This window comes from Streptomyces sp. NPDC057424 (assembly GCF_042803315.1).
Classification (GTDB): Bacteria; Actinomycetota; Actinomycetes; order Streptomycetales; family Streptomycetaceae; genus Streptomyces.
Genome location: NZ_JBHVCP010000002.1, coordinates 288,831 through 311,362, shown reverse-complemented (window position 1 = coordinate 311,362; position 22,532 = coordinate 288,831). Strand labels below are relative to the sequence as shown.

The following is a 22,532-nucleotide window of genomic DNA, read 5'->3' as shown; positions in this document are numbered from 1 at the left end:
GCGCTACTCGTCGCGCTTGCGCTCGTCCGGGTCGGCGTCCTTGTCCTCGTCGAGGGACTTCAGGAAGTCGGGGTTGTCGTCGGGCGCGACCCACTGGCGGGACCGGCCGCCGCCGCGCGCACCGGACCAGCCCTCGGCGGCCGGGCTCCGCTTCTTGCCGGCGATCAGCCAGGAGATCGAGCCGACGAGCGGAAACACCAGCACGAGGAGCGCCCACAGCGGCTTGGGCATGTGGCGGATGTCGTCGTCCTTCGTGCTGATGCAGTCGATGAACGCGTACACGCTGAGCGCCAGCGGCACGAGGAACATCAGTACCCGGAGCATGCGCGGCCTCTCAGCGAAATCGGGTGGGCGGTTCAGGGTCAGAGTAGCCGCTCGGGGATACTGGACCCCATGGCTTACGACGATCTTCGCTCCCTGCTCAGGGCGCTGGAGCGCGAGGGCGACCTCAAGCGCATCAAGGCCGAGGTGGACCCGTACCTGGAGGTCGGGGAGATCGTCGACCGGGTGCAGAAGTCCGGCGGCCCCGCCCTGCTCTTCGAGAACGTGCGCGGGTCGCGCATGCCGCTCGCGATGAACGTGTTCGGCACGGACCGGCGGCTGCTGAAGGCGCTGGGCCTGAAGTCGTACGCGGAGATCTCGGAGAGGATCGGCGGGCTGCTGAAGCCCGAACTGCCGCACGGGTTCGTCGGCGTGCGCGAGGCCTTCGGGAAACTCGGCGCGATGACGCACGTACCGCCGAAGAAGGTGAAGGACGGCCCGGTGCACGACGTCGTCCTGACCGGGGACGATGTCGACCTGGACCAGCTGCCCGCCCTCTTCACCTGGCCGAAGGACGGCGGGTCGTTCTTCAATCTGGGGCTGACCCACACCAAGGACCCGGAGAGCGGCGTCCGCAACCTCGGCCTGTACCGGCTCCAGCGGCACGACAAACGCACCATCGGTATGCACTGGCAGATCCACAAGGACAGCCGGAACCACTACCAGGTGGCCGCGCGCAGGGGTGAGCGGCTGCCCGTCGCGATCGCCTTCGGGTGCCCGCCCGCCGTGACGTACGCCTCCACCGCGCCGCTGCCCGGGGACATCGACGAGTACCTGTTCGCCGGGTTCCTCGCGGGCAAGCGGATCGAGATGGTCGACTGTAAGACCGTGCCGCTCCAGGTGCCGGCGCAGGCCGAGGTCGTGATCGAGGGCTGGCTGGAGCCGGGCGAGATGCTCCCCGAGGGTCCCTTCGGCGACCACACCGGCTTCTACACGCCGCAGGAGCCCTTCCCGGCGCTGAAGATCGACTGCGTGACGATGCGGAAGCGGCCCCTGCTCCAGTCGATCGTCGTGGGCCGCCCTCCGACGGAGGACGGGCCCCTGGGCCGGGCGACGGAGCGCTTCTTCCTGCCGCTGCTGAAGATCATCGTGCCGGACATCGTGGACTACCACCTGCCGGAGGCGGGCGGCTTCCACAACTGCGCGATCGTCTCGATCGACAAGAAGTACCCGAAGCACGCGCAGAAGGTGATGCACGCCGTCTGGGGTGCGCACATGATGTCCCTGACCAAATTGATCGTGGTCGTCGACTCCGACTGCGACGTGCACGATCTGCACGAGGTCGCCTGGCGGGCGCTGGGCAACACGGACTACGCCCGCGACCTGTCGATCGTCGAGGGCCCCGTCGACCACCTCGATCATGCCTCCTACCAGCAGTTCTGGGGCGGCAAGGCCGGTATCGACGCGACGAAGAAGTGGCCCGAGGAGGGCTACACGCGCGACGGAGGCTGGCCCGACATGGTGGAGTCCGATCCGGAGACCGCGGCGAAGGTGGACCGCCGCTGGAAGGAGTACGGACTGTGACCTCCGCTTCCGCCGCGATCCCGCAGCAGCCAGGACGCACGAAGGCCTTCCTCCGGCTGGTGATGATCGAGCACTCGGTCTTCGCGCTGCCCTTCGCCTATATCGCCGCGCTCACGGCGATGTTCCAGTGGGACAGGAACATCCACTGGGGCCGGCTGCTGCTGGTCACCGTCTGCATGGTGGGCCTGCGCACCTTCGCGATGGCGGTCAACCGGATCATCGACCGCGAGATCGACGCGAGGAATCCGCGTACGGCGCAGCGCGAGCTGGTGACGGGCGCGATGTCGGTGAAGCACGCCTGGACGGGTGCGCTGATCGCCCTGGCCGTGTTCCTCGGCGCTGCGGCCCTGCTGAACCCGCTGTGCCTGGCGCTGGCCCCCATCGCGGTGGTCCCGATGGTGGTCTACCCGTACGGCAAGCGGTTCACGAACTTCCCGCAGGCCATCCTCGGCCTCGCCCAGGCGATGGGCCCGGTCGGCGGCTGGCTGGCGATCTCGGGCTCCTGGTCCTGGGACGCGGTGCTCCTCGGTCTCGCCGTCGGCATCTGGATCGGCGGCTTCGACCTGATCTACGCCTGCCAGGACGTGGAGACCGACCGCGAGATCGGCGTCATGTCCGTCCCGGCCCGCTTCGGCATCCCGGCGGCCGTCTGGGGCGCGCGGGTCTGCCACGCGGTGACGACGGCCCTGTTCGTCTGGTACGCCCTAGCCACCGACGCCGGTGCCTTCTTCTGGCTGGGCCTGCTGATCGTCGCCGCCGCGTTCCTCTACGAGCACTCGATCGTCCGCCCCCACGACCTGTCCCGCGTGAACCGCGCGTTCTTCAGCGTCAACGGCTTCATCGGCATCGCCCTGTTCGTGTGCGCGCTGCTGGATCTGCTGGTGCGTGGTCTCACCGTGTGAGCGCGGGCGGTGCTGCCGGGTCGCGGCGGAACACGAACGCCGCCGCCACCCCCGCCAGCAGGCCCAGCAGATGGCCCTGCCAGCTGACGCCCGTCTGGGTCGGGGCCAGGCCCGCCAGGATCGAGCCGCCCCAGATCGCGGCGATCAGGACGCCCGCCAGGACGCCCCAGGGGCGGCGCTCGACGAAGCCGCTGACCAGGAGGAAGCCGAAGAGGCCGAAGATCAGGCCGGAGGCGCCCGCGGTGTTGGTGTGGGCGGGGGCTATGAGCCAGACACCCAGGCCGTCCACGACGATGATCAGCGCGCACACGAGCAGGAACCGGCGCAGGCCCGCGAGCGCGGCGAGGAAGCCGAGGACCAGCAGCGGCACGGTGTTCGCCGCCAGATGGGCGAAGCCGAAGTGGATGAAGGAGGAGGGGACGACATCGACCAGCTCGGACGGGTCGCGCGGGGTGACGCCGAAGCCGTCCAGCGCATGGCCCGTGGCCGTGTCCACCACTTCCAGCAGCCACAGCAGCGCGACCCAGGCCAGCATCAGCTTGCCCGCGGCCAGCGCGCGGTCGCTCTGTGACCACCCGGCTTTCGGATTCGACATGGCGACCCCCAGTGCTCGCTCATCCCCTCAGTGCAACGGCCCGCACCCCTTGGCCGGTTCCCACCCTGCGACGCCGGATAGGCTCGGTGTCGTGAACCCAGTCAAGCCAGGCGAGATGCCGCGTACGCCTTGGATCGTAGGGGTGTCCGGCGCCTCCGGCACCCCGTACGCCGCTGCCGTGCTGCGGGCTCTTCTCGCCGCCGGGGAGAGCGTCGACCTCGTGGTGTCCCGGGCCTCCCGGCTCACCCTGCTGGACGAGACAGGGATCTCCTTCCGGGACGCCCACTGGCAGTCTGACCTGCGGGAATGGCTGTCCCGGGGTGCCGATGGCAAGCCGGACACCTTCTCCGTCGACATCGGCGCCGTACGGCACTGGAGCGCCGGCGACCTGGCCGCCGGGCCCTCCTCGGGGTCGTACCCCACCAAGGGCATGCTCATCGTGCCCGCCTCGACGGCGAACGTGGCCGGAGTCGCGCTCGGTCTGTCGAAGGACCTGCTGCAACGGGCGGCGAGCGTGACCCTCAAGGAGGGCCGCAAGCTGATCGTGGCCGTACGGGAGACCCCGCTGAACGGCCAGACCCTGCGGCATCTGGTCACCCTCGACGACGCGGGCGCGACGGTGGTGCCCGCCTCACCCGCCTTCTACGCGGGCGCGACGCACATCCAGGACCTGGTGGACTTCGTCGCCGGACGCGTACTCGACGCGGCGGGCGTGCCGCACGGTCTCTACCGCCGTTGGCAGGGTGAACTCGGCGGCGGTGCACACCGCGACGGCTGAGCAGCACCCGAACCTCATCGGACTCAACGACAACTTCAGCGGAAGGCTTCGATCGCAATGGACGCGGTGGACAGGCAGCTCATCCAGGCCCTGAGGGAGAACGGCCGGGCCTCCTACGCGGAGCTGGGACGCCTCGTCGGACTGTCGGGACCCAGTGTCACCGACCGCATCAACCGGCTGGAGGCGGCCGGTGTCATCACCGGCTACCGGGCCACCGTCGACGCCGCCTCGCTCGGCCTCGGCGTCACCGCCCTGATCGGCATCTCGCTCTCCGACGCCACCGACCACGAGGACGTGGCGCAGCGGCTGAAGGACCTCTCGGAGATCGAGGACTGCTGGTTCATCGCGGGCGACGACTCGTACATGCTCAAGGTGCGGGCGGCGGACGTGGACGGCCTGGAGAGGATGATCCGGCGGCTCAGCGGGATCGAGGGCGTCTCCCGGACGCGTACGACCATCGTGCTCTCCACGAAGTGGGAGAACCGGGTCGGAGAGCTGCCCGAAGAAGAGTAGGCCCGAAGGGCCGTCTGGGGGCACCTCCCGCCCGAAGGGTGGGGGCGTACGGTTGGGACGTCGTCGTAGAAAGGTGTGGGCATGGATCTCGGGCTCAAGCGCGAGCTGGAGGAGAAGGTCAGGGCGGGTGTCCGCCTGACCCGTGAGGACGGCATCGCGCTGTACGAGTCGGACGACCTGGCCTGGCTCGGCGGCCTCGCGCACGAGGTGCGGACGCGCAAGAACGGCGACGTCGTGCACTTCAACGTCAACCGGCACCTCAACATGACCAACGTGTGCACGGCCTCCTGCGCGTACTGCTCCTTCCAGCGCAAGCCGGGGGAGAAGGACGCGTACACGATGCGCATCGAGGAGGCCGTCAAGCTCGCCAAGGCGATGGAGGGCGAGAACCTCACCGAGCTGCACATCGTCAACGGGCTGCACCCGAACCTGCCGTGGCGGTACTACCCCCGGTCGCTGAGCGAGCTGAAGAAGGCGCTGCCCGGCGTCTCGCTCAAGGCGTTCACGGCCACCGAGATCCACCACTTCGAGACGATCTCCGGGATGCCGGCCTCCGAGATCCTCGACGAGCTGATCGAGGCCGGTCTGGAGTCGCTGACCGGTGGCGGTGCGGAGATCTTCGACTGGGAGGTCCGGCAGCACATCGTCGACCACCGCACCCACTGGGAGGACTGGTCGCGCATCCACCGGCTCGCGCACGAGAAGGGTCTGAAGACCCCGTGCACGATGCTGTACGGGCACATCGAGGAGCCCCGTCACCGGGTGGACCACGTGCTGCGGCTGCGCGAGCTGCAGGACGAGACCGGCGGCTTCCAGGTCTTCATTCCGCTGCGGTACCAGCACGACTTCGTCGACATGCAGGACGGCAAGGTGCGCAATCGGCTCCAGGCGCGGACGCAGATGGCGACGGGGGCCGAGGCGCTGAAGACCTTCGCCGTGTCGCGGCTGCTGTTCGACAACGTGCCGCACGTGAAGGTCTTCTGGGTCATGCACGGTGTGCAGACGGCGCAGCTCGCGCTGCAGCACGGTGCGGACGACATGGACGGTTCGGTCGTCGAGTACAAGATCACGCATGACGCGGACAACTACGGGACGCCGAACAAGCTGACGCGCGAGGATCTGCTCGACCTCATTCGTGATGCCGGGTTCCGGCCTGTGGAGCGGAACACCCGGTACGAGATCATCCGGGAGTACGACGGGCCCGATCCCTCGCTTCGCGAGGCGCCACAGCCTATGCGGGTCTGACGGCGGGTGCGGGTGCGGGTGCGGGTGCGTGGGGGCTGATCGCGCGGTTCCCCCCGCGCCCTGTCGTAATAGCTACAATCGCTCCATGCCCCTTACCTTCACGCTGGCCCCCGCCGTCACCCCCGCGCTGCGTGACGGTCTGCTGGATCTCTGGACCGATGTCTCCAACGCCGGCGGCGCCGTCGGGTACGTGCCGCCGGTGACACGGGAGGAGATCCGCCCCGCTCTGGTGCAGCACTTCGCGTCGATGGCGGAGGGGCGGGTCAGACTCCTCGTCGGGCACGACGCGGAGGGGCGGGTCGCCGCGACCGCGTTCCTGACCTTCAACACGCATCACCTCATGACGCACTGGCTGTGGCTGTACACGGTGATGGTGCACCCGCGGCACCAGGGGAAGGGCTACGGGCGGGATCTGCTGGACGCCGCCGCGGGCGCGGCCCGCGGGATGGACGGCATCGAGGCGATCCGGCTGACCTGCCGGGGCGGGCTCGGTCTCGAGCGGTTCTACGCGTCCTGCGGCTACAAGGAGGTCGGGCGGATCCCCGGGGCGATCCGGGTGGCGCCGGGCGACGACCGGGACGACGTCATCATGCTGCTGCCCCTCGGCTGACCCCCCTGCAAGATCGGCCGTTCGGCGTGCTTCACTGGACGGTGCCCCTTTGGGTGTGTTCTGGCCGTTCGAAACCGGAAGAGTGGATTGAGATGCTCCGCTACACGCTGATGCGCCTCGGAGTCTTCGTGGGCTGCCTCGTGGTCGTCTGGGGCGCCGTCTACTCCGGCATCGCCCCGCGCGGGCTCGGCGACAGCAACGGACTGTGGATCGTCCTGCTCGCCCTGCTCGTCTCCGCGCCGATCAGCTTCGTCGTGCTGCGCAAGGAGCGGGACCGGGCGTCCGTGCAGATCGTGCACCGGGTCGACCGGATGAAGGCCAACCTGGAGGCCAGCCGCAGCCAGGAGGACGTCGCTGACGACTCCGCCCGCACCCAGGCCCAGGGCCAGACCTCGTAGGGTCCTTCACGCGCTCGCCAGCGCCCCGTTTCCGCACATGCTCGGAAACGGGGCGCTTTGCGTTGTATGGGCGTGTGTGCGCCGTCACCTGTCAAAGCCAGGCTTTGGGGTCCTCAAAGTTCAGGTGTTAAGGTCATTGTATGAAGTCAGCAGTCGCGCCCCACTCGCCCCTGAGCGTTCCGCTCGTGGCGCGGCTGCACGTGGATCTCTGTCGGTGCGCGTCCGCTTTCTGTCGTCCCTGACGTAACGCAACCCCCCGTCGTCTCCCACGTCAGCTCCCTCACGCGTCCCCCCAACGGAGTCAGTCCGTGTCCTCACACACGAAATCCTTCAAGGTGCCCTTCTGGGCCCAGATCCTCGCCGGTCTCGTCCTGGGTGTGCTGTTCGGCTGGCTCGCCCGCAGCCAGGACGTGTCCTGGCTGGTCACGACACTGGAGAAGGTCGGCGACACCTTCATCGGGCTGCTGAAGCTCGCGGTCGCCCCCCTCGTCTTCTTCGCGATCCTGGTCTCGATCACCAACCTGCGGAAGGTCAACAACGCGGCCCGCCTGGCCTCGCGCACCCTCCTCTGGTTCATGATCACCTCGCTGATCGCGGTCAGCATCGGCCTGGTCATCGGCCTGCTGACCAACCCCGGCGCCGGTACCGGCCTCACGCCCAAGGACGGCGGGAAGCCCGAGGACACCGGCTCCTGGATCGACTTCCTGACGGGCATCATCCCCACCGACGTCATCACGCCGTTCACCGAGCTGAACGTGCTGCAGATCGTCTTCATGGCCGCCGTCGCCGGTATCGCCGCGCTCCAGCTCGGCGAGAAGGCCCAGCCGATCCTCACCCTGAGCGAGTCCGTCCTCAGCCTGCTCCAGAAGGCGCTGTGGTGGGTCATCCGGCTCGCCCCGCTCGGCACGGTCGGCCTCATCGGCAACGCCATCGCCACCTACGGCTGGGACCTGATCGGCAAGTACGCGACGTTCACCGCCGACATCTACGTCGGCTGCCTCATCGTGATGTTCGGCGTCTACCCGACGCTGCTCGCGACCGTCGCCAAGGCCAACCCGGTCCAGTTCTTCAAGGGCGCCTGGCCCGCGATCCAGCTGGCCTTCGTGTCCCGCTCCTCCGTGGGCACCATGCCGCTGACGCAGAAGGTCACCGAGCGGCTCGGCGTGCCGAAGGAGTACGCCTCCTTCGCCGTGCCGTTCGGCGCGACGACCAAGATGGACGGCTGCGCCGCGATCTACCCGGCGATCGCCGCGATCTTCGTCGCCCAGATCTTCGGCATCCAGCTGGGCGTCGGCGACTACCTGCTGATCGCGTTCGTCTCGGTGGTCGGCTCCGCCGCCACGGCCGGTCTCACCGGCGCGACGGTCATGCTGACCCTCACCCTCTCCACCCTCGGCCTGCCGATGGAGGGCGTGGGCCTGCTCCTCGCGATCGACCCGATCCTGGACATGATCCGCACCGCGACCAACGTCGCAGGACAGGCGCTGATCCCGGTGCTGGTCTCGGCCCGCGAGAACCTGCTCGACCGCGACGCGTACGCCACGGCCGACGGCTCCTCCCTGGACGAGCCGCTCGACGAGCAGCCCGGCAAGGCCGAGCCGGTCCCCGCGGCCGCTTGACGGGCCGATCGGCCTGCGGAGTTGACGGGCCCCCTGGGCGGTCCTTCCCCGGTCTCCGGGGCGAGGGCCGTCCAGGGGGCCCGTACGCTAAGCGGTATGGGTGCCGTGAAGACCAAGCGGATGCCGCGCGCGGTCCGTGAACAGCAGATGCTGGACGCCGCCGTGCGGATCTTCGGCCAGCGCGGCTACATGGCCGCGTCGATGGATGAGATAGCCGAACTGGCGGGCGTGTCCAAGCCGTTGGTCTACCTCTACCTCAACTCCAAGGAAGACCTCTTCACCGCCTGCATCCGCAGGGAGGCGGGTGCCCTCGTCGAGGCGGTACGGGCCGGCGTCCGGCGCGACCTGCCCGCCGACCGGCAACTCTGGGAAGGCCTCGGCGCCTTCTTCGCGCACACCGGCGAGAACCCGGACGCGTGGTCCGTCCTGCACCTCCAGGCCCGTACGCACGGCGAGCCGTTCGCCGCCGAGGTCGCCGCGATGCGCGAGGAGATCGTCGCGTTCGTGACGCAGCTGATCCTCGCCGGTGCCCGCGAGGCCCACCGCGATCCCGACCTCCCGGAACGCGAGGTCGCCGGCCTGGCCGAGGCCCTGGTCGGCGCCGCCGAGTCGCTCGCCGCCTGGGCCAACGCCACCCCGGGCGTCACGGCCCGGCAGGCAGCGGCCACGCTGATGAACTTCGCCTGGGCGGGGCTGGGCGACCTCATGGAGGGGCGGCCCTGGGCACCTCCGGAGGAGCAGCCGGGCCCTCACACCGGGTAGACGTCCCCCGTCACGTGGATCCGGCCCTCCCGGCCGCGCAGCTCGAACCGGCCGTCCCGCGCCGCGTACGTCACCGTCCCGGGCAGCAGGACCGGCGCCCTGAACTCGGCGCGCAGATGGCAGGACTCGGGGATGCCGTGCGCGGCGAGGCAGCGGGCCACGGTCCACATGCCGTGCGCGATGGCCCGGGGGAAGCCGAACAGCCGGGCCGTGAGCGGGTGCAGGTGGATCGGGTTGCGGTCCCCGGAGGCGGCCCCGTAGCGGCGCCCGACATCCCCGGCGAGCCGCCACTCGGCGACGGCGGGCAGCGGCTCGCGCGCCTCGGGCTCCCGGCCGGCCCCGGCCGGCCCGTGCGTGCGGTGCCGTGCCAGGTACGTGCTCCTCGACTCCCATACGACGTCCCCGCCGCCGCGCACCTCGGTGACGACCGTGGCCTCGGTGCCGCGCCGGTGCGGGACCAACCCCTGGACGTGCACGGAGAGTTCGTACGCGCCGCTCGCCGGCATCCGGGCGTGCCGCGTGACGGTGACCGACGTGTGGACGAGGCCGAGCAGCGGCAGCGGGAAGTCCCGGCCGCTCATCAGCCGCATGGCCAGGGGGAACCCGAGCACATGCGGATACGTCACCGGCAGCGCGTCCTCCCCGGTCGGGAACCCGCAGACCCGCTCGTACGCCGCGAGCCGCGCGAGGTCGACGCGCAGGCCGGGCAGGACGAGCCGGGTACGGGCGAACTCCCGGTCGGGGCCGGGGCGCTTGAAGGGCGACAGCAGGGCACCACGGGCCAGGAGCGGGGCGAGGGAGGGGGATTGGGCGAGTGTGAGATCGGCGGTGGAGGTCATCACGCCCCCAGCAGGCTCTGGCCGCAGACGCGGACGACCTGGCCGTTGACCGCGCCCGAGGCCGGGTGCGTCAGCCAGGCGGTGGTCTCGGCGACATCGGCCGGGAGGCCGCCCTGGGCGAGGGAGTTCATGCGGCGGCCCGCCTCGCGGATGAACAGCGGGACGGCGGCCGTCATCTTCGTCTCGATGAAACCGGGCGCGACCGCGTTGACCGTCACGCCGTGCTCCGCGAGCGCACGCGGTGCGAGGGAGCGGACCAGGCCGACGACGCCCGCCTTGCTCGCGGCGTAGTTGGTCTGGCCGGCGTTGCCGGCGATCCCCGCGATGGAGGCGGTGGCGACGATCCGGCCGCCGCGCCTCAGCGTCCCGTCCTTCAGCAGGGCGTCCGTGGTGCGCAGCACGCTCGCCAGGTTCACTTCGAGGACGGAGATCCAGCGCTCGGCGGACATGTTCACCAGGCGCCGGTCGCGGGTGATGCCCGCGTTGTGGATCAGCAGGTCCAGGCCGTCGGGCAGGGCCTCGGTGATCCGGGCACCCGCGTCCGCGGCCGTCATGTCGAGCAGCAGCGCCGTGCCGCCGAGCCGGTCGGCGACGCGCCGGGCGTCCTGCTCGGCCTGCGGCACATCGAGCACCACGACCCGGGCCCCGTCCCGCGCGAGGGTCTCGGCGACCGCTGCGCCGATACCCCGGGCGGCGCCGGTGACGAGGGCGGTGCGGCCGGCGAGGGGGCGTTCCCCGTCGGGGGGAGGGGTCTCCTGCGGTGCCCCCACCTCGATCACCTGGCCACTGACGTACGCCGACTTGGGCGACAGCAGGAAGCGGAGTGTGGACTCGGCGGCGGCGGCGTCCGTGAGCCGGACCAGGTTCACCGTCCTGCCCCGGCCGATCTCCTTGCCGAGGGAGCGCGTGAAGCCCTCCAGGGCCTGCTGGGCCGCGGCCTGGTGGTGGTCGGCGGGGTCGAGCGGCGCGCCGAGGACCACCACGCGCCCTCCCTCGGCGGCGACCGACCGCACGGCGGGATGCAGGGCCGCGTGCACCTCCGCCAGCCCCTCGACGTCATGTACCCCGGTCGCGTCCAGGACGACGGCGGCCGCGCGGTCGGAGCCGGCCGGGCCGAGCCCCGTACGGGCCAGGACCGGATCCAGGCCGAGGCCGGAGCGGCCGGCGGTGAGGTGCAGCAGGCCGCCGTCCAGGGCGGGCCGCTCGGGGGACCAGCGGGTCAGCGCCGCGGGCTGCGGCAGCCCCAGCCGGCGGGTGAGGAAGCGGCCGGGCGCGGTACCGGTGAAGCGCAGATAGCGGTCGGCCATGACAACTCCCAGTTCCCGACAACGGCTCACTGAAGCCCGACTCCTGTTTACTCTGGAGTAAGGTTACCGGAGGTAAGGCTACGTCACGGACGAGGAGCAGGTCGAGATGAGCCCCCAGGAGATGGCGCCGTCGGTGCGGCGCGTGGCGATCGTCGGCGGAGCGCGCATCCCCTTCGCCCGCTCCGACGGCCCCTACGCCACCGCCTCCAACCAGCAGATGCTCACCGCCGCCCTCGACGGCCTCGTCGAGCGGTACGGGCTCCAGGAGCCGGGCGCGGTGGGCGAGTTCGCCGCCGGGGCCGTGCTCAAGCACAGCCGCGACTTCAACCTCGCCCGCGAGACCGTCCTCGGCTCGAAACTCCACCCCCGCACCCCCGCCTACGACATCCAGCAGGCCTGCGGCACCGGCCTCCAGGCCGTCATCGCCGCCGCCAACAAGATCGCCCTCGGCCAGACGGAGTCGGCCGTCGCGGGCGGCGCCGACACCGCCAGCGACGCACCCCTCGGCGTCAACGACTCCCTGCGCCGCATCCTCCTGGAGGTCCGCCGGGCGAAGTCGCCGGGCGCCCGTCTCAAGGCCCTGGCGAAGGTGCGCCCGGGCCACCTCGTCCCCGACATCCCGCGCAACGCCGAGCCGCGCACCGGCCTGTCCATGGGCGAACACGCCGCCGTCACCGCCCGCGCCTGGGGCGTCGCCCGCGAGGCGCAGGACGAACTCGCGGCCACCAGTCACCAGCGGCTGGCGGCGGCGTACGAACGCGGCTTCTTCCAGGACCTGGTCGTCCCCTTCCGCGGCCTGGCCCGCGACCAGAACCTGCGCCCCGGCTCGACGGTGGAGAAACTCGCCTCCCTGAAGCCGGTGTTCGGGCTCGGCCACCCCGGCCCGACCATGACGGCCGGGAACTCCACCCCGCTGACCGACGGCGCCGCGACCGTCCTGCTGGCGAGCGAGGAGTGGGCCCGCCAGCGCGGCCTGGAACCGCTGGCGTACCTCACCGCGTACGAGACGGCGGCCGTCGACTTCGTGGGCGGTGATGTGGCCGGAGGCGAGGACGGCCTGCTCATGGCGCCCGCCCACGCCGTCCCGCGCATGCTGGAGCGGGCCGGACTGAACCTGGACGACTTCGACCTCGTCGAGATCCACGAGGCGTTCGCCTCCCAGGTGCTGGCCACGCTCGCCGCCTGGGAGAAGCGGGGCCTGGGCACGGTGGACCGCGCCCGGCTGAACGTCGCCGGCTCGTCCCTCGCCACCGGCCACCCCTTCGCCGCCACCGGTGCCCGGATCGTCGCCACCCTGGCCAAGCTCCTCACCGAACGGGACGCCCCCGCCCGCGGGCTGATCTCCGTCTGCGCGGCGGGCGGGCAGGGGGTGACGGCGATCCTGGAACGGGCCTGAGCGCACGGCGTGCAGAACCTGAAGGACTCTCACTTAACCCTCGAGATTGCACAGGCCTGGCTCCGGACCATCCCCGAACCCGCACAAACCCGCCACGTGAGCGCCGTACGATCCCGTTCCTACCGTCAGTAACCCCTATCTGGGGGTTCAGCCGGTTGAGCGCCTCGGCGTACGAGGCACGTACGTCATGCAGCAAGCAGTCTCTCGCTGCACGCCCCAGGAGTCGCCCGTGTCCACTGCGTATCCCTCCTCCGCCTACGGCGACGCGTACGGCGGACCGGTGCTCGTCGAGCCCGAGGTGCGGCGGCTGGACGGGGCCGCGCGGGAGGCCTCCGTACCGCCGCTGGCCCCACCGTGGACCCACGGGTCCCTCGCCGACCTGCCCTTCGACAACGCGAACGCGAACCCGGGTGCCGTGGCGCTCAGCCGCAAGGACGCCGACGGGCACTGGAGCGACGTCACGGCGGCGCAGTTCGCCGAGCAGGTGAGGGCCGTGGCGAAGGGACTGATCGCCGAGGGCCTGATGCCGGGCGACCGGATCGCCGTGATGGCCCGCACCATCTACGAGTGGACCGTGCTGGACTTCGCCGCCTGGGCGGCCGGACTGGTCACCGTCCCCGTCTACCCCACCTCCTCCGTCTTCCAGGCCCGCTGGATCCTCCAGGACTCCGGCGCGGTCGCCCTGGTCACCGAGACCGCCGCGCAGGCCGCCGCCCTCGGCCCGGAACGCGAACGCCTGCCCGACCTCACACACATGTGGATCGTCGAGAAGGGCCATGTGGACCGGCTCGCGGAGGCCGGGGCGCACCTGCCCGACCAGGAGGTCGAGGTGCGGCGCGGCATGCTCGGCCCCGACACCCTGGCCACCCTCGTCTACACCTCGGGCACCACCGGACGCCCCAAGGGCTGCGCGCTCACCCACGGCAACTTCTTCGCCGAGGTCGACAACGCCATCGAGCTGCTCTACCCCGTCTTCCGGGCGAAGACCAGCGAAGAGGCCTCGGTCCTGCTGTTCCTGCCGATGTCCCACGTCTTCGGCCGCATGGTGGCCATCGCCTGCATCCGCGCCCGCGTACGGCTGGGTCACGCGCCGAGCATCAAGGCGGACCGGCTGCTCCCGGACCTGGCCAGCTTCCGGCCGACCTGTCTGCTGGCCATCCCGTACATGCTGGAGAAGGTCTTCAACTCGGCCCGCGCCAAGGCCGAGGCCGGCGGCCGCGTCTCGTCGTTCGACCGTGCGGCGTCGGTGGCGCAGCGCTACGGAGAGGCCCTGGAGGCCCAGCAGACGGGCACCGGCCCCGGCCCCTCCCGCGCCCTCAAGACCGCCCGGGCCTTCTACGACCCCCTGGTCTACCGCCGCATCCGCAGCGCCATGGGCGGCAGAGTCCGCTACGCCATCTGCGGCGGCTCCCCGCTCGGCCGCCGCCTCGCCGCGTTCTACGCCGGTGCCGGCATCGAGATCTTCGAGGGCTACGGCCTGACGGAGACCACCGGCGCGAGCACCGTCACCCCGCCCCTGAAACCCCGGCTGGGCACCGTCGGCTGGCCGCTGCCCGGCACCCGGGTGCGCATCGCCGCCGACGGGGAGATCCTCGTCGGCGGCGACCACGTGCTGCGCGGCTACTGGGACCCGCAGGCCGGCGGCGTCGTCCCCGCCGCCCCGGACGGCTGGCTCGCCACCGGCGACATCGGCGAACTGGACGACGAGGGCTACCTGACGATCACCGGCCGCAAGAAGGAACTCCTGATCACCGCGGGCGGCAAGTCCGTCGCCCCGGCCCCCTTGGAGAACTGGCTGCGCGCACACCCGCTGATCTCCCAGTGCCTCGTCCTGGGCGACGGCCGCCCGTTCGTCTCCGCGCTGATCACCCTCGACCCGGCCGGCATCACCCACTGGCGCCAGATGAACGGCAAGCACCCCGTCCCGCCCGCGCTCCTCGTCGACGACGAGGAACTGCGCGCCGTCCTCCAACGGGCCGTCGACGAGGCCAACAAGATGGTCTCCCGCCCCGAGTCCATCCGCCGCTTCGCCATCCTCCCCGAGGACTTCACCGAGGAGGCGGGCCATCTGACCCCCTCGATGAAGCTCCGCCGGGAAGCCGTGCTGCGCGCGTTCGCCGTGGAAGTGGAGAGCCTGTACACGCGGTGAGGCACCTTTGCGATCTCTTCACACGTGGTTCTTGACGACACACGGCGTCTGCCCGTTGGCTTTCGACCACCTCGTCACGATGCTCCCCCATCGGAAGGCACCACCAGTGATAGCGCGCAACACCCGTCAGGCCGCCGTGCGGCACCTCTCCATGGCCCTGGCGGTCTCGGTATCGGCCCTGTCCCTCGCCGCCTGCGGCGACGGCGGGAGTGACGACACCGCCGCGAAGAAGGGCAACGACATCACGGTGGGCCTGCTGCTGCCCGACCGGGACACGGCACGCTTCGAGAAGTTCGACTACCCCCTGATCAAGGAGGAGGTCGCGTCCCTCACGGAGAACAAGGGCACGGTCCGCTACGCCAACGCCGACGCCAGCGTCAGCAGACAGAGCGAGCAGTTCCAGAAGATGATCGCCGACAAGGTGGACGTCATCCTCGTCGACGCCCTGAACTCCAAGACCATCGCCACGGACGTGCAGAAGGCCAAGGACGCCGGCATCCCGGTCATCGCCTACGACCGGCTCGCCGAGGGCCCGATCGACGCCTACGTCTCCCACGACAACGAACTCGTCGGCCAGGTCCAGGGCCGCGCCATCGTCGGTGAGCTCGGCGACAAGGCCGAGAAGAGCAAGGTCGTCATGATGAACGGCGACCCCGCCGACCCCAACACCGCACGCTTCAAGGACGGCGCGCTCAGCGAACTCCAGGGCCAGGTCGACATCGTCGAGCAGTACGACACCAAGGAGTGGAAGCCGGCGATCGCCAAGGCCAACATGGAGAAGGCCATCCAGGCCGTCGGGCTGAACAACATCGCCGCCGTCTACTCGGCCAACGACGGCATGGCGGGCGCCGTCATCGAGGCGCTGCAGGAGGCCGGGGCCACCAGCATGCCGCCGGTCACCGGCCAGGACGCCAACCTCGACGCCGTGCAGCGGGTCGTGTCCGGCGAGCAGTACATGACCGTCTACAAGTCCTTCCTGCTGGAGGCGACCAACGCCGCGAAGATCGCGGTGGCCAAGGTCCAGGGCCGCACGATCGAGTTCTCCGCGCTGACCCGGGAGACGGTCGACAGCCCGACGCAGAAGAGCATCCCCGCGATGCTGGTGCCGGTGGTCGCCCTCACCAAGGACAACATCAAGGAAACGGTGATCACGGACGGCGTGTACACCGTCAAGGACATCTGCACTGCCACGTACAAGGCGGACTGCGCGGCCATCGGCCTCGAGTAGCGGGCCGGGGCGGGTGCCGCACGGGTCTTGACTTCGCAAGACCCCCGCGCGACATTCCCCACCCCTTTTCGCGTTCTCGTCGGGCTGGAGCGGCCATGACCACACGCACGGACACCGCAGGAACTGCCGGAGCCCCGTCCCGAAGACGACTGCTGGCCGGGGCCGCCGGTGCCGGTCTCGCGGTCGCCGCGGGAGTGCAACAGGGCGCCCGGGCAGCCGACTCACCCCCGCTCGGCACGTACGACGTCGTCGTCATCGGCTCCGGCGCCGCCGGCATGACCGCCGCGCTGACCGCCGCGCGGCAGGGCCTGAGCTGCGTCGTCGTGGAGAAGGCCCCGACCTTCGGCGGCTCGGCCGCCCGCTCCGGTGCCGGGATCTGGATCCCCAACAACGAGGTGATCCTCGCGGCCGGGGTCCCGGACACGCCCGCGAAGGCCGCCGCCTACCTCGCCGCGGTCGTCGGCCCGGACGTCCCCGCCGACCGGCAGCGGGCCTTCCTCACCCACGGCCCGGCGGCGCTCTCCCTCGTCATGGCGAACAGTCCGCTCCGGTTCCGCTGGATGGAGGGCTACAGCGACTACTACCCCGAGCTCCCCGGCGGACTGCCGAACGGCCGCTCCATCGAGCCGGACCAGTTCGACGGCAACCTCCTGGGCGCCGAACTGGCGCACCTGAACCCGCCGTACATGGACGTCCCCGCCGGCATGGTGGTCTTTTCTGCCGACTACAAGTGGGTCGCCCTGGCCGCCGTGAACGCCCGGGGCGCGGCCGTCGCCGCCCAGTGCCTCGCCCGCGGCGCGAAGGCGGCGACGCTCGGCCAGAAGCCCCTGACGATGGGCCAGGCGCTGGCGGCGGGCCTGCGGGCGGGCCTGAACTCGGCCGGGGTCCCGGTCTGGCTGAACACGCCCCTGACGGACCTGCACGTCGAGAACGGCACGGTGACGGGAGCCGTCGTCACCCGCGACGGCGCCCCCGGCCTGGTCCGCGCCCGCCGGGGCGTGATCGTCGGCTCGGGCGGCTTCGAGCACAACGCCGCGATGCGGCAACGCTTCCAGCGGCAGCCCATCGGCACGGAGTGGACCGTCGGGGCCAAGGAGAACACCGGCGACGGCATCCGGGCGGGGGAGCGGCTGGGCGCGGCGCTCGACCTGATGGAGGACGCCTGGTGGGGCCCGGCGATCCCCCTCCCCGGCCGGCCCTACTTCTGCCTCGCCGAACGCACCCTGCCCGGCGGGCTGATGGTGAACGGCTCGGGCCGGCGCTTCGTCAACGAGGCCGCGCCCTACAGCGACGTCGTGCACACCATGTACGACGTCCACGACACCGACCCGGCCATCCCGTGCTGGCTCGTCGTCGACCAGAACTACCGCAACCGGTACCTCTTCAAGGACGTCCTGCCGACGCTGCCCTTCCCCGACGCCTGGTACGACTCGGGGGCCGCGCACAGGGAGTGGACCCTGGACGCGCTGGCGGCCTCGATCGGCGTCCCCGCGGCGGCCCTGCGCACCAGCGTGAACCGCTTCAACGCCCAGGCGCGACGGGGCGAGGACCCCGACTTCCACCGCGGCGACAGCGCCTACGACCACTACTACACGGACCCGTCGGTTCACCCCAACTCCTGCCTGGCCCCCCTCTGGCTCCCCCCGTACCACGCCTTCCGCATCGTCCCCGGCGACCTCGGCACGAAAGGCGGCCTCCGCACGGACGCCCGGGCCCGGGTGCTGCGGCAGGACGGCTCGGTGATCCCCGGCCTGTACGCGGCGGGCAACGCCAGCGCGGCCGTGATGGGCCACAGCTACGCGGGCGCGGGGTCGACGATCGGCCCGGCGATGACGTTCGGGTACATCGCGGCGAGGGACATCGCGGGGGTGCTCTAGGGGGCGGTGGCGATGCGGGTGCGGCTGCGGATGCGGAGGGCTCCTGAGGGCTGAGCGTGAGCCGGTCGCGGTACGCCTGGGGCACCCGTGCCCGGTCGCGGGGCCGCCCGGGTGTCGCGCGTGGGGCTGCGGCGATGCCCCGGGCGGCTCAGGGCCCCCTACTCCGCCGGCTTCCGGGCCACGAGAGCCGCCTGGGCGACCGGCTCGCCCTGGGCCTCGTCCGGCTCCCGTACCGTCGTGGCGCGCACGGTGAAGCCGGCGGCACCCAGCAGGGCGGCCACACGCTCCGGCCGTCGCCGGCGGAAGGTCAGGGACACCGGGTGGCCGAAGGCCTCCTCGTAGTGGCGGGGCATGTCACCGCACTGGAAGCCGAGGAGGAGATGGCCGCCCGGGCGCAGGACGCGGTGGAAGCCGGCGAAGAGGCCGGGCAGGTGCTCCTCGGGTGTGTGGATGATCGAGTACCAGGACACGACACCGTCGAGTGAGCCGTCCGGGAGGTCCAGCTCCAGCATCGAGCCCCGCACGAACCGCAGGCCCGGGTTCTCGCGGCGGGCGATCGCGAGCATCGACTCCGAAAGGTCCAGCCCGAAAACCGACAGCCCCCGGGACGCCAGGTACGCCGTCACCCGCCCGGGCCCGCACCCCAGATCGGCGACCTCGCCCCCCGCACCCACCAGCTCCGCGAAGCCGTGGAGCACGCCCCGGTCCAGGGGCGTCCCCGGGCGCAGGTCACCGAAGTGGACGGAGTACTCCTCGGCGACGGTGTCGTAGAACACGCGGGTCTCGGTCACGAAGTCGGCGTCGGTCATGGCCGCCGACCCTAGCGCGGGCCCTCGTCTCCCCGGCCCTCGTCTCCCCGGCCCTCGTCCGACCGGCCGTCTCCGTGATTCCGGCCCTGCTCCCCGTCCTCCCGGTCTGCCCGTGCCCGCGCGGCGCCGATGCCCGCGCCCGCTCCGATCGCCGTGCCGAAGCCGAGGCCCAGAGCCAGGCCGAGGGCGAGGTTGTCGAAGACGGTCATGCCGAACACGAGGCCTATGGCCGTGCCGAGGGACAGGCCGAGGGAGAGGCCGACCGACAGGCCCGTGGCCAGGGTCTTGTCGGCGGGAGCGCCGCCGGCCTCCCCAGTGTTCCCCTGATCTTTCCGCATCCGCTCATCGTCCCACGGCCAGAATTCGCCGGGAATTCATCGGGCAGAAGGGCCGGAAAGGGCAGGAGCCCCGTCGCCTGGCGGCGCGGGGCTCCTTGGGTACTACAAATCAGACCGGCGTGACGTTCTCAGCCTGCGGGCCCTTCGGACCCTGCGTGACGTCGAAAGACACCTGCTGGTTCTCCTCGAGGGACCGGAATCCGGTCGCGTTGATCGCGGAGTAGTGGACGAAGACGTCGGGGCCGCCGCCCTCCTGGGCGATGAAACCAAAGCCCTTTTCGGCGTTGAACCACTTAACGGTTCCGGTAGCCATAAGCCCTCCTTGGGCCCAAAAGGGTTGCCCTGCTCCAGAACCAGCAAGTGTGAAGATGAATTCCGCACAAGTGCATATGTCTGAGAATGACGAGAGCCCGCGGTCACATGCTCCGCAGGCTCTGTACTGCAAGGGAAACCAAACTGCAACTTGCGACGAGCCTAGCACGCAGGCCGCGGAATGCAATAGGGGTCAAGATCACGTCACCCGAATGTTTGAACATCCCCCCGCCGACTGGCGGTGGGGGCGTCCACAACGGCCCCACACCCCGACGGCGGGGTCGCGCGCCGGTCCGTACGCCGTGAGGGCTAGCCTCACGATGTGGACAATCCTCGCACCCGGCCGCGTGTCGGCCACATCCAGTTCCTGAACTGCCTGCCCCTGTACTGGGGGCTCGCGAGAACGGGCACGCTCCTCGACTTCGAGCTCTCCAAGGACACCCCGGAGAAGCTCAGCGAGAAGCTGGTGCAGGGCGAACTCGACATCGGTCCGATCACCCTCGTCGAGTTCCTCCGGCACGCCGACGACCTGGTCGCCTTCCCCGACATCGCCGTCGGCTGCGACGGCCCCGTCATGTCCTGCGTGATCGTCTCGCAGGTCCCGCTGGACCGGCTGGACGGCGCCCGCGTCGCCCTCGGGTCGACCTCCCGCACCTCCGTCCGCCTCGCCCAGCTGCTCCTCGCCGAGCGCTACGGCGTCCAGCCGGACTACTACACCTGCCCGCCCGACCTGAGCCTGATGATGCAGGAGGCCGACGCCGCCGTCCTCATCGGCGACGCGGCGCTGCGCGCCAACATGCTCGACGGGCCGCGCTTCGGCCTGGACGTGCACGACCTGGGCGCGCTGTGGAAGGAGTGGACGGGCCTGCCGTTCGTCTTCGCGGTCTGGGCGGCCCGCCGCGACTACCTGGAGCGTGAGCCGGTCATCACCCGCCGGGTGCACGAGGCCTTCCTCGACTCCCGCAACCTCTCCCTGGAGGAGGTCGGCAAGGTCGCCGAGCAGGCCGCCCGCTGGGAGGCCTTCGACGAGGAGACCCTCGCCCGCTACTTCACGACCCTCGACTTCCGCTTCGGCGGCCCGCAGCTCGCGGCGGTCGCCGAGTTCGCGCGGCGGGTCGGGCCGACGACCGGCTTCCCCGCGGACGTGAAGGTGGACCTGCTCCAGCCGTGAGCCGGGCGCTGCTCCCGCACTACTCTGCTGGGGAACGCAGGCGTACCGGGACCGCAGCCGTCCCCGCTTGCCTACGGGGGAGGGATGACGCCCATGCGGCCGCTCGACGTCGACGAACCCACCGTCGTGGGTCCCTACCGGCTGCTCGGCCGGCTGGGCTCCGGCGGCATGGGCCGGGTCTACCTGGGCCGCAGCGCCGGTGGCCGCACGGTCGCCGTGAAGATCGTGCATCCGCACTTCGCGCTGGACGAGGAGTTCCGGGCGCGTTTCCGGCGCGAGGTCGAGGCCGCCCGCCGGGTGGGCGGCGCCTGGACGGCGCCCGTCCTGGACGCTGACCCGGGGGCGCGGGTGCCGTGGGTGGCGACGGCGTACGCCGCCGGTCCGTCCCTGTCGGCCGCGGTCGCCGACGGCGGACCCCTGCCCGCCCACACCGTACGGGCCCTGGGCGCGGGACTCGCCGAGGCGCTGGCGGCGGTGCACGAACTGGGGCTGGTGCACCGGGACGTGAAGCCCTCGAACGTCCTGCTGACCCTCGACGGCCCCCTGCTGATCGACTTCGGGATCGCCCGGGCCACGGACGGCACGGCGTCCCTCACCTCCACCGGCGTGTCCATCGGCTCGCCCGGCTACATGTCGCCCGAGCAGATCCTCGGCAAGGGCGTCTCGGGCGCGGCCGACGTCTTCTCGCTGGGCGCGGTCCTCGCGTACGCGGCGACCGGCCGGCCGCCCTTCCCCGGTGACTCCTCCGCCGCCCTGCTCTACAAGGTCGTCCACGAGGAGCCGGAACTCGGTCTGCTGGACGGGGAGTTGCGGAGCCTGACGGCAGAGTGCCTCGCCAAGGACCCGGACGCGCGGCCCGCCCCCGCGGAGGTGGCCCGCCGACTGGCCCCCGAAGGCGCGGCCCGGCTGGTGGCGGGCGGATGGCTGCCGGGGGCGCTGGTGGAGCAGGTGAGCCGCGGTGCCGTGCGGCTGCTGAATCTGGAGGCGACGGGGCCGGGGCCGGGGGCCGGGGGGCCTTCCGGGCCGGTCGGGTTCAGCAGCCCTTCGGTGGGGGTGCCGGAAGCGGGTGAGAGTGAGGGGCTGGGGGTGTTCGGACCGCCGCCGGTCATGCCGCCGCCGGTTCCGCCCACGACGGCCGGGGCGCCCGCGTCCCTCCACGCCGCCGTACCCGAACCCCGGGACGGCGACCACCCGCAGGACACCGCCCCGACCTCCGGCCGCCGCCCCGCCAGGGTCTCCGTCTCCGTCGCGGCGACCTCCGCCCCGGAGGGCGCCGGGCGGGTGCGGAGGCTGAGCTGCTCCGTGGCGCTGGCGGCCGCGGGCGCGATGGCGGCCGTGACGATCGGCTCGGTGTTCGTGTTCGACCTGCTGCCGGGCCGGGGCGGCCCGGACGACGCGGACTCCGGCAGCGGGTCCGACTCCCCTCCGGCGGCGACCGCGAGCTCCGCCCCCACCGGCGCGGTGCCCGCCGCGTACCTCGGCACCTGGGAGGGCCAGGGCGTCGCCCTCGACGGCAGACTGCCCCTCGGCACGTTCCGCGTCACCGTGGAACAGGCCTCCGTCGGCGAGGAGTTGGGCAAGCTCCGCCAGACCGACCAGCTCGGCGGCGTCTGCGTCGACGTACTCACCCTGAAGCAGGTGACGAAGACGGAGCTCGTCGCGACGTCCGTCGGCGCGAGGACCAACCACAGCGGCTGCAACCCGGCGAAGACCACCGTCCACCTCAAGCCGGTGGGCGACGACCTGCAGTACCGGTCGGAGAGCGAGGAGTCGGGGCGTCCGGGGGCTCGGCTGTCGAAGGTGCGGTAGCCGGGGCAGCCGTCCCCGCTTCGGACCGGC

Annotated in this window: 23 protein-coding genes; 16 read left to right on the top strand and 7 right to left on the bottom strand. The window is 71.4% G+C overall.

Annotation, left to right across the window (positions count from 1 at the left end):
- Positions 1-3 precede the first annotated feature (3 nt).
- Complete coding sequence (locus tag ACFU3E_RS03630; protein WP_384151364.1) at positions 4-324, bottom strand: PLD nuclease N-terminal domain-containing protein; 321 nt, start codon at positions 322-324, stop codon at positions 4-6.
- Between the two features lie 69 nt (positions 325-393).
- Between ACFU3E_RS03630 and ACFU3E_RS03625 the strand changes: the two genes are divergently transcribed.
- Complete coding sequence (locus ACFU3E_RS03625; RefSeq protein ID WP_384151361.1) at positions 394-1,845, top strand: menaquinone biosynthesis decarboxylase; 1,452 nt, start codon at positions 394-396, stop codon at positions 1,843-1,845.
- Positions 1,842-2,747 (top strand): menaquinone biosynthesis prenyltransferase MqnP, encoded by a 906-nt coding sequence (gene mqnP / locus ACFU3E_RS03620; RefSeq protein WP_384151358.1) that lies wholly within the window; start codon positions 1,842-1,844, stop codon positions 2,745-2,747. Before ACFU3E_RS03625 ends, mqnP begins: the two co-directional genes overlap by 4 nt.
- Here the strand turns inward: mqnP and ACFU3E_RS03615 are convergent.
- The gene (locus tag ACFU3E_RS03615; protein ID WP_384151355.1) at positions 2,737-3,342 is read right to left on the bottom strand and encodes a rhomboid family intramembrane serine protease; all 606 of its coding nucleotides are present in this window, start codon (positions 3,340-3,342) and stop codon (positions 2,737-2,739) included. The genes mqnP and ACFU3E_RS03615 overlap by 11 nt on opposite strands.
- Before the next feature lie 115 nt (positions 3,343-3,457).
- On the opposite strand from ACFU3E_RS03615, the gene ACFU3E_RS03610 reads away from it, so the two are divergent.
- The 8 genes from ACFU3E_RS03610 (at position 3,458) to ACFU3E_RS03575 (ending at position 9,267) form a co-directional block, all read left to right on the top strand.
- A complete protein-coding gene (locus tag ACFU3E_RS03610; protein ID WP_384151612.1) occupies positions 3,458-4,120 on the top strand; it encodes a UbiX family flavin prenyltransferase in 663 nt (220 codons plus the stop codon).
- A 57-nt stretch (positions 4,121-4,177) separates the two neighbouring features.
- Positions 4,178-4,633: an Lrp/AsnC family transcriptional regulator gene (locus ACFU3E_RS03605; RefSeq protein ID WP_384151352.1), complete on the top strand. Its 456-nt coding sequence runs from the start codon at positions 4,178-4,180 to the stop codon at positions 4,631-4,633.
- Between the two features lie 81 nt (positions 4,634-4,714).
- Complete coding sequence (mqnE, locus tag ACFU3E_RS03600; RefSeq protein ID WP_384151349.1) at positions 4,715-5,878, top strand: aminofutalosine synthase MqnE; 1,164 nt, start codon at positions 4,715-4,717, stop codon at positions 5,876-5,878.
- Positions 5,879-5,963: 85 nt separating this feature from the next.
- On the top strand, positions 5,964-6,488 hold the full coding sequence (locus ACFU3E_RS03595; protein WP_384151346.1) for a GNAT family N-acetyltransferase: 525 nt from the start codon (positions 5,964-5,966) through the stop codon (positions 6,486-6,488).
- Positions 6,489-6,580: 92 nt separating this feature from the next.
- Positions 6,581-6,886: a DUF4229 domain-containing protein gene (locus tag ACFU3E_RS03590; RefSeq protein WP_384151343.1), complete on the top strand. Its 306-nt coding sequence runs from the start codon at positions 6,581-6,583 to the stop codon at positions 6,884-6,886.
- Between the two features lie 140 nt (positions 6,887-7,026).
- Positions 7,027-7,128, top strand: a complete 102-nt coding sequence (locus tag ACFU3E_RS03585) for a putative leader peptide (RefSeq protein WP_329503596.1) — start codon at positions 7,027-7,029, stop codon at positions 7,126-7,128.
- A 66-nt stretch (positions 7,129-7,194) separates the two neighbouring features.
- Positions 7,195-8,505 carry a dicarboxylate/amino acid:cation symporter gene (locus ACFU3E_RS03580; protein WP_384151339.1) on the top strand — a complete coding sequence of 437 codons (1,311 nt, stop codon included), beginning with the start codon at positions 7,195-7,197 and terminating at the stop codon, positions 8,503-8,505.
- Positions 8,506-8,601: 96 nt separating this feature from the next.
- On the top strand, positions 8,602-9,267 hold the full coding sequence (locus tag ACFU3E_RS03575; RefSeq protein ID WP_384151336.1) for a TetR/AcrR family transcriptional regulator: 666 nt from the start codon (positions 8,602-8,604) through the stop codon (positions 9,265-9,267).
- Here ACFU3E_RS03575 and ACFU3E_RS03570 read toward each other — a convergent pair.
- Both ACFU3E_RS03570 and ACFU3E_RS03565 read right to left on the bottom strand, forming a co-directional pair.
- Positions 9,255-10,106, bottom strand: coding sequence for a MaoC family dehydratase (locus ACFU3E_RS03570; RefSeq protein ID WP_384151333.1), 852 nt, complete (start codon positions 10,104-10,106; stop codon positions 9,255-9,257). The genes ACFU3E_RS03575 and ACFU3E_RS03570 overlap by 13 nt on opposite strands.
- Positions 10,106-11,413, bottom strand: a complete 1,308-nt coding sequence (locus ACFU3E_RS03565) for a 3-oxoacyl-ACP reductase (RefSeq protein WP_384151330.1) — start codon at positions 11,411-11,413, stop codon at positions 10,106-10,108. The genes ACFU3E_RS03570 and ACFU3E_RS03565 overlap by 1 nt, the downstream gene beginning before the upstream one ends.
- A gap of 106 nt (positions 11,414-11,519) precedes the next feature.
- Here ACFU3E_RS03565 and ACFU3E_RS03560 point away from each other — a divergent pair, with 106 nt between their 5' ends.
- From ACFU3E_RS03560 to kstD, 4 genes are all read left to right on the top strand, one after another.
- Positions 11,520-12,809: an acetyl-CoA C-acetyltransferase gene (locus ACFU3E_RS03560; protein ID WP_384151327.1), complete on the top strand. Its 1,290-nt coding sequence runs from the start codon at positions 11,520-11,522 to the stop codon at positions 12,807-12,809.
- A gap of 229 nt (positions 12,810-13,038) precedes the next feature.
- On the top strand, positions 13,039-14,958 hold the full coding sequence (locus ACFU3E_RS03555) for an AMP-dependent synthetase/ligase (RefSeq protein ID WP_384151324.1): 1,920 nt from the start codon (positions 13,039-13,041) through the stop codon (positions 14,956-14,958).
- A gap of 151 nt (positions 14,959-15,109) precedes the next feature.
- On the top strand, positions 15,110-16,186 hold the full coding sequence (locus tag ACFU3E_RS03550) for a sugar ABC transporter substrate-binding protein (RefSeq protein WP_384151609.1): 1,077 nt from the start codon (positions 15,110-15,112) through the stop codon (positions 16,184-16,186).
- Positions 16,187-16,281: 95 nt separating this feature from the next.
- Positions 16,282-18,063: a 3-oxosteroid 1-dehydrogenase gene (gene kstD, locus ACFU3E_RS03545; protein ID WP_384151321.1), complete on the top strand. Its 1,782-nt coding sequence runs from the start codon at positions 16,282-16,284 to the stop codon at positions 18,061-18,063.
- 158 nt (positions 18,064-18,221) lie between these two features.
- Here kstD and ACFU3E_RS03540 read toward each other — a convergent pair whose 3' ends face one another.
- From ACFU3E_RS03540 to ACFU3E_RS03530, 3 genes are all read right to left on the bottom strand, one after another.
- The gene (locus ACFU3E_RS03540; RefSeq protein ID WP_384151318.1) at positions 18,222-18,872 is read right to left on the bottom strand and encodes a class I SAM-dependent methyltransferase; all 651 of its coding nucleotides are present in this window, start codon (positions 18,870-18,872) and stop codon (positions 18,222-18,224) included.
- Positions 18,873-18,883: 11 nt separating this feature from the next.
- Positions 18,884-19,210, bottom strand: a complete 327-nt coding sequence (locus tag ACFU3E_RS03535) for a hypothetical protein (RefSeq protein WP_384151315.1) — start codon at positions 19,208-19,210, stop codon at positions 18,884-18,886.
- Positions 19,211-19,319: 109 nt separating this feature from the next.
- On the bottom strand, positions 19,320-19,523 hold the full coding sequence (locus tag ACFU3E_RS03530) for a cold-shock protein (RefSeq protein WP_004984723.1): 204 nt from the start codon (positions 19,521-19,523) through the stop codon (positions 19,320-19,322).
- A 321-nt stretch (positions 19,524-19,844) separates the two neighbouring features.
- On the opposite strand from ACFU3E_RS03530, the gene ACFU3E_RS03525 reads away from it, so the two are divergent.
- Complete coding sequence (locus ACFU3E_RS03525) at positions 19,845-20,693, top strand: menaquinone biosynthesis protein (RefSeq protein WP_361309734.1); 849 nt, start codon at positions 19,845-19,847, stop codon at positions 20,691-20,693.
- Positions 20,694-20,786: 93 nt separating this feature from the next.
- Positions 20,787-22,502, top strand: a complete 1,716-nt coding sequence (locus ACFU3E_RS03520) for a serine/threonine-protein kinase (RefSeq protein WP_384151310.1) — start codon at positions 20,787-20,789, stop codon at positions 22,500-22,502.
- The last annotated feature ends 30 nt before the right edge of the window (positions 22,503-22,532 follow it).

Excerpts from the sequence above, each read along its gene's own strand:
- ACFU3E_RS03630 (WP_384151364.1), bottom strand. The coding sequence starts at position 324 with ATGCTCCGGGTACTGATGTTCCTCGTGCCGCTGGCGCTCAGCGTGTAC.
- ACFU3E_RS03625 (WP_384151361.1), top strand. The coding sequence starts at position 394 with ATGGCTTACGACGATCTTCGCTCCCTGCTCAGGGCGCTGGAGCGCGAG.
- ACFU3E_RS03615 (WP_384151355.1), bottom strand. The coding sequence starts at position 3,342 with ATGTCGAATCCGAAAGCCGGGTGGTCACAGAGCGACCGCGCGCTGGCC.
- ACFU3E_RS03610 (WP_384151612.1), top strand. The coding sequence starts at position 3,458 with ATGCCGCGTACGCCTTGGATCGTAGGGGTGTCCGGCGCCTCCGGCACC.
- ACFU3E_RS03605 (WP_384151352.1), top strand. The coding sequence starts at position 4,178 with ATGGACGCGGTGGACAGGCAGCTCATCCAGGCCCTGAGGGAGAACGGC.
- mqnE (WP_384151349.1), top strand. The coding sequence starts at position 4,715 with ATGGATCTCGGGCTCAAGCGCGAGCTGGAGGAGAAGGTCAGGGCGGGT.
- ACFU3E_RS03595 (WP_384151346.1), top strand. The coding sequence starts at position 5,964 with ATGCCCCTTACCTTCACGCTGGCCCCCGCCGTCACCCCCGCGCTGCGT.
- ACFU3E_RS03590 (WP_384151343.1), top strand. The coding sequence starts at position 6,581 with ATGCTCCGCTACACGCTGATGCGCCTCGGAGTCTTCGTGGGCTGCCTC.
- ACFU3E_RS03585 (WP_329503596.1), top strand. The coding sequence starts at position 7,027 with ATGAAGTCAGCAGTCGCGCCCCACTCGCCCCTGAGCGTTCCGCTCGTG.
- ACFU3E_RS03575 (WP_384151336.1), top strand. The coding sequence starts at position 8,602 with ATGGGTGCCGTGAAGACCAAGCGGATGCCGCGCGCGGTCCGTGAACAG.
- ACFU3E_RS03570 (WP_384151333.1), bottom strand. The coding sequence starts at position 10,106 with ATGACCTCCACCGCCGATCTCACACTCGCCCAATCCCCCTCCCTCGCC.
- ACFU3E_RS03565 (WP_384151330.1), bottom strand. The coding sequence starts at position 11,413 with ATGGCCGACCGCTATCTGCGCTTCACCGGTACCGCGCCCGGCCGCTTC.
- ACFU3E_RS03560 (WP_384151327.1), top strand. The coding sequence starts at position 11,520 with ATGAGCCCCCAGGAGATGGCGCCGTCGGTGCGGCGCGTGGCGATCGTC.
- ACFU3E_RS03550 (WP_384151609.1), top strand. The coding sequence starts at position 15,110 with ATGGCCCTGGCGGTCTCGGTATCGGCCCTGTCCCTCGCCGCCTGCGGC.
- kstD (WP_384151321.1), top strand. The coding sequence starts at position 16,282 with ATGACCACACGCACGGACACCGCAGGAACTGCCGGAGCCCCGTCCCGA.
- ACFU3E_RS03540 (WP_384151318.1), bottom strand. The coding sequence starts at position 18,872 with ATGACCGACGCCGACTTCGTGACCGAGACCCGCGTGTTCTACGACACC.
- ACFU3E_RS03535 (WP_384151315.1), bottom strand. The coding sequence starts at position 19,210 with ATGCGGAAAGATCAGGGGAACACTGGGGAGGCCGGCGGCGCTCCCGCC.
- ACFU3E_RS03530 (WP_004984723.1), bottom strand. The coding sequence starts at position 19,523 with ATGGCTACCGGAACCGTTAAGTGGTTCAACGCCGAAAAGGGCTTTGGT.
- ACFU3E_RS03520 (WP_384151310.1), top strand. The coding sequence starts at position 20,787 with ATGCGGCCGCTCGACGTCGACGAACCCACCGTCGTGGGTCCCTACCGG.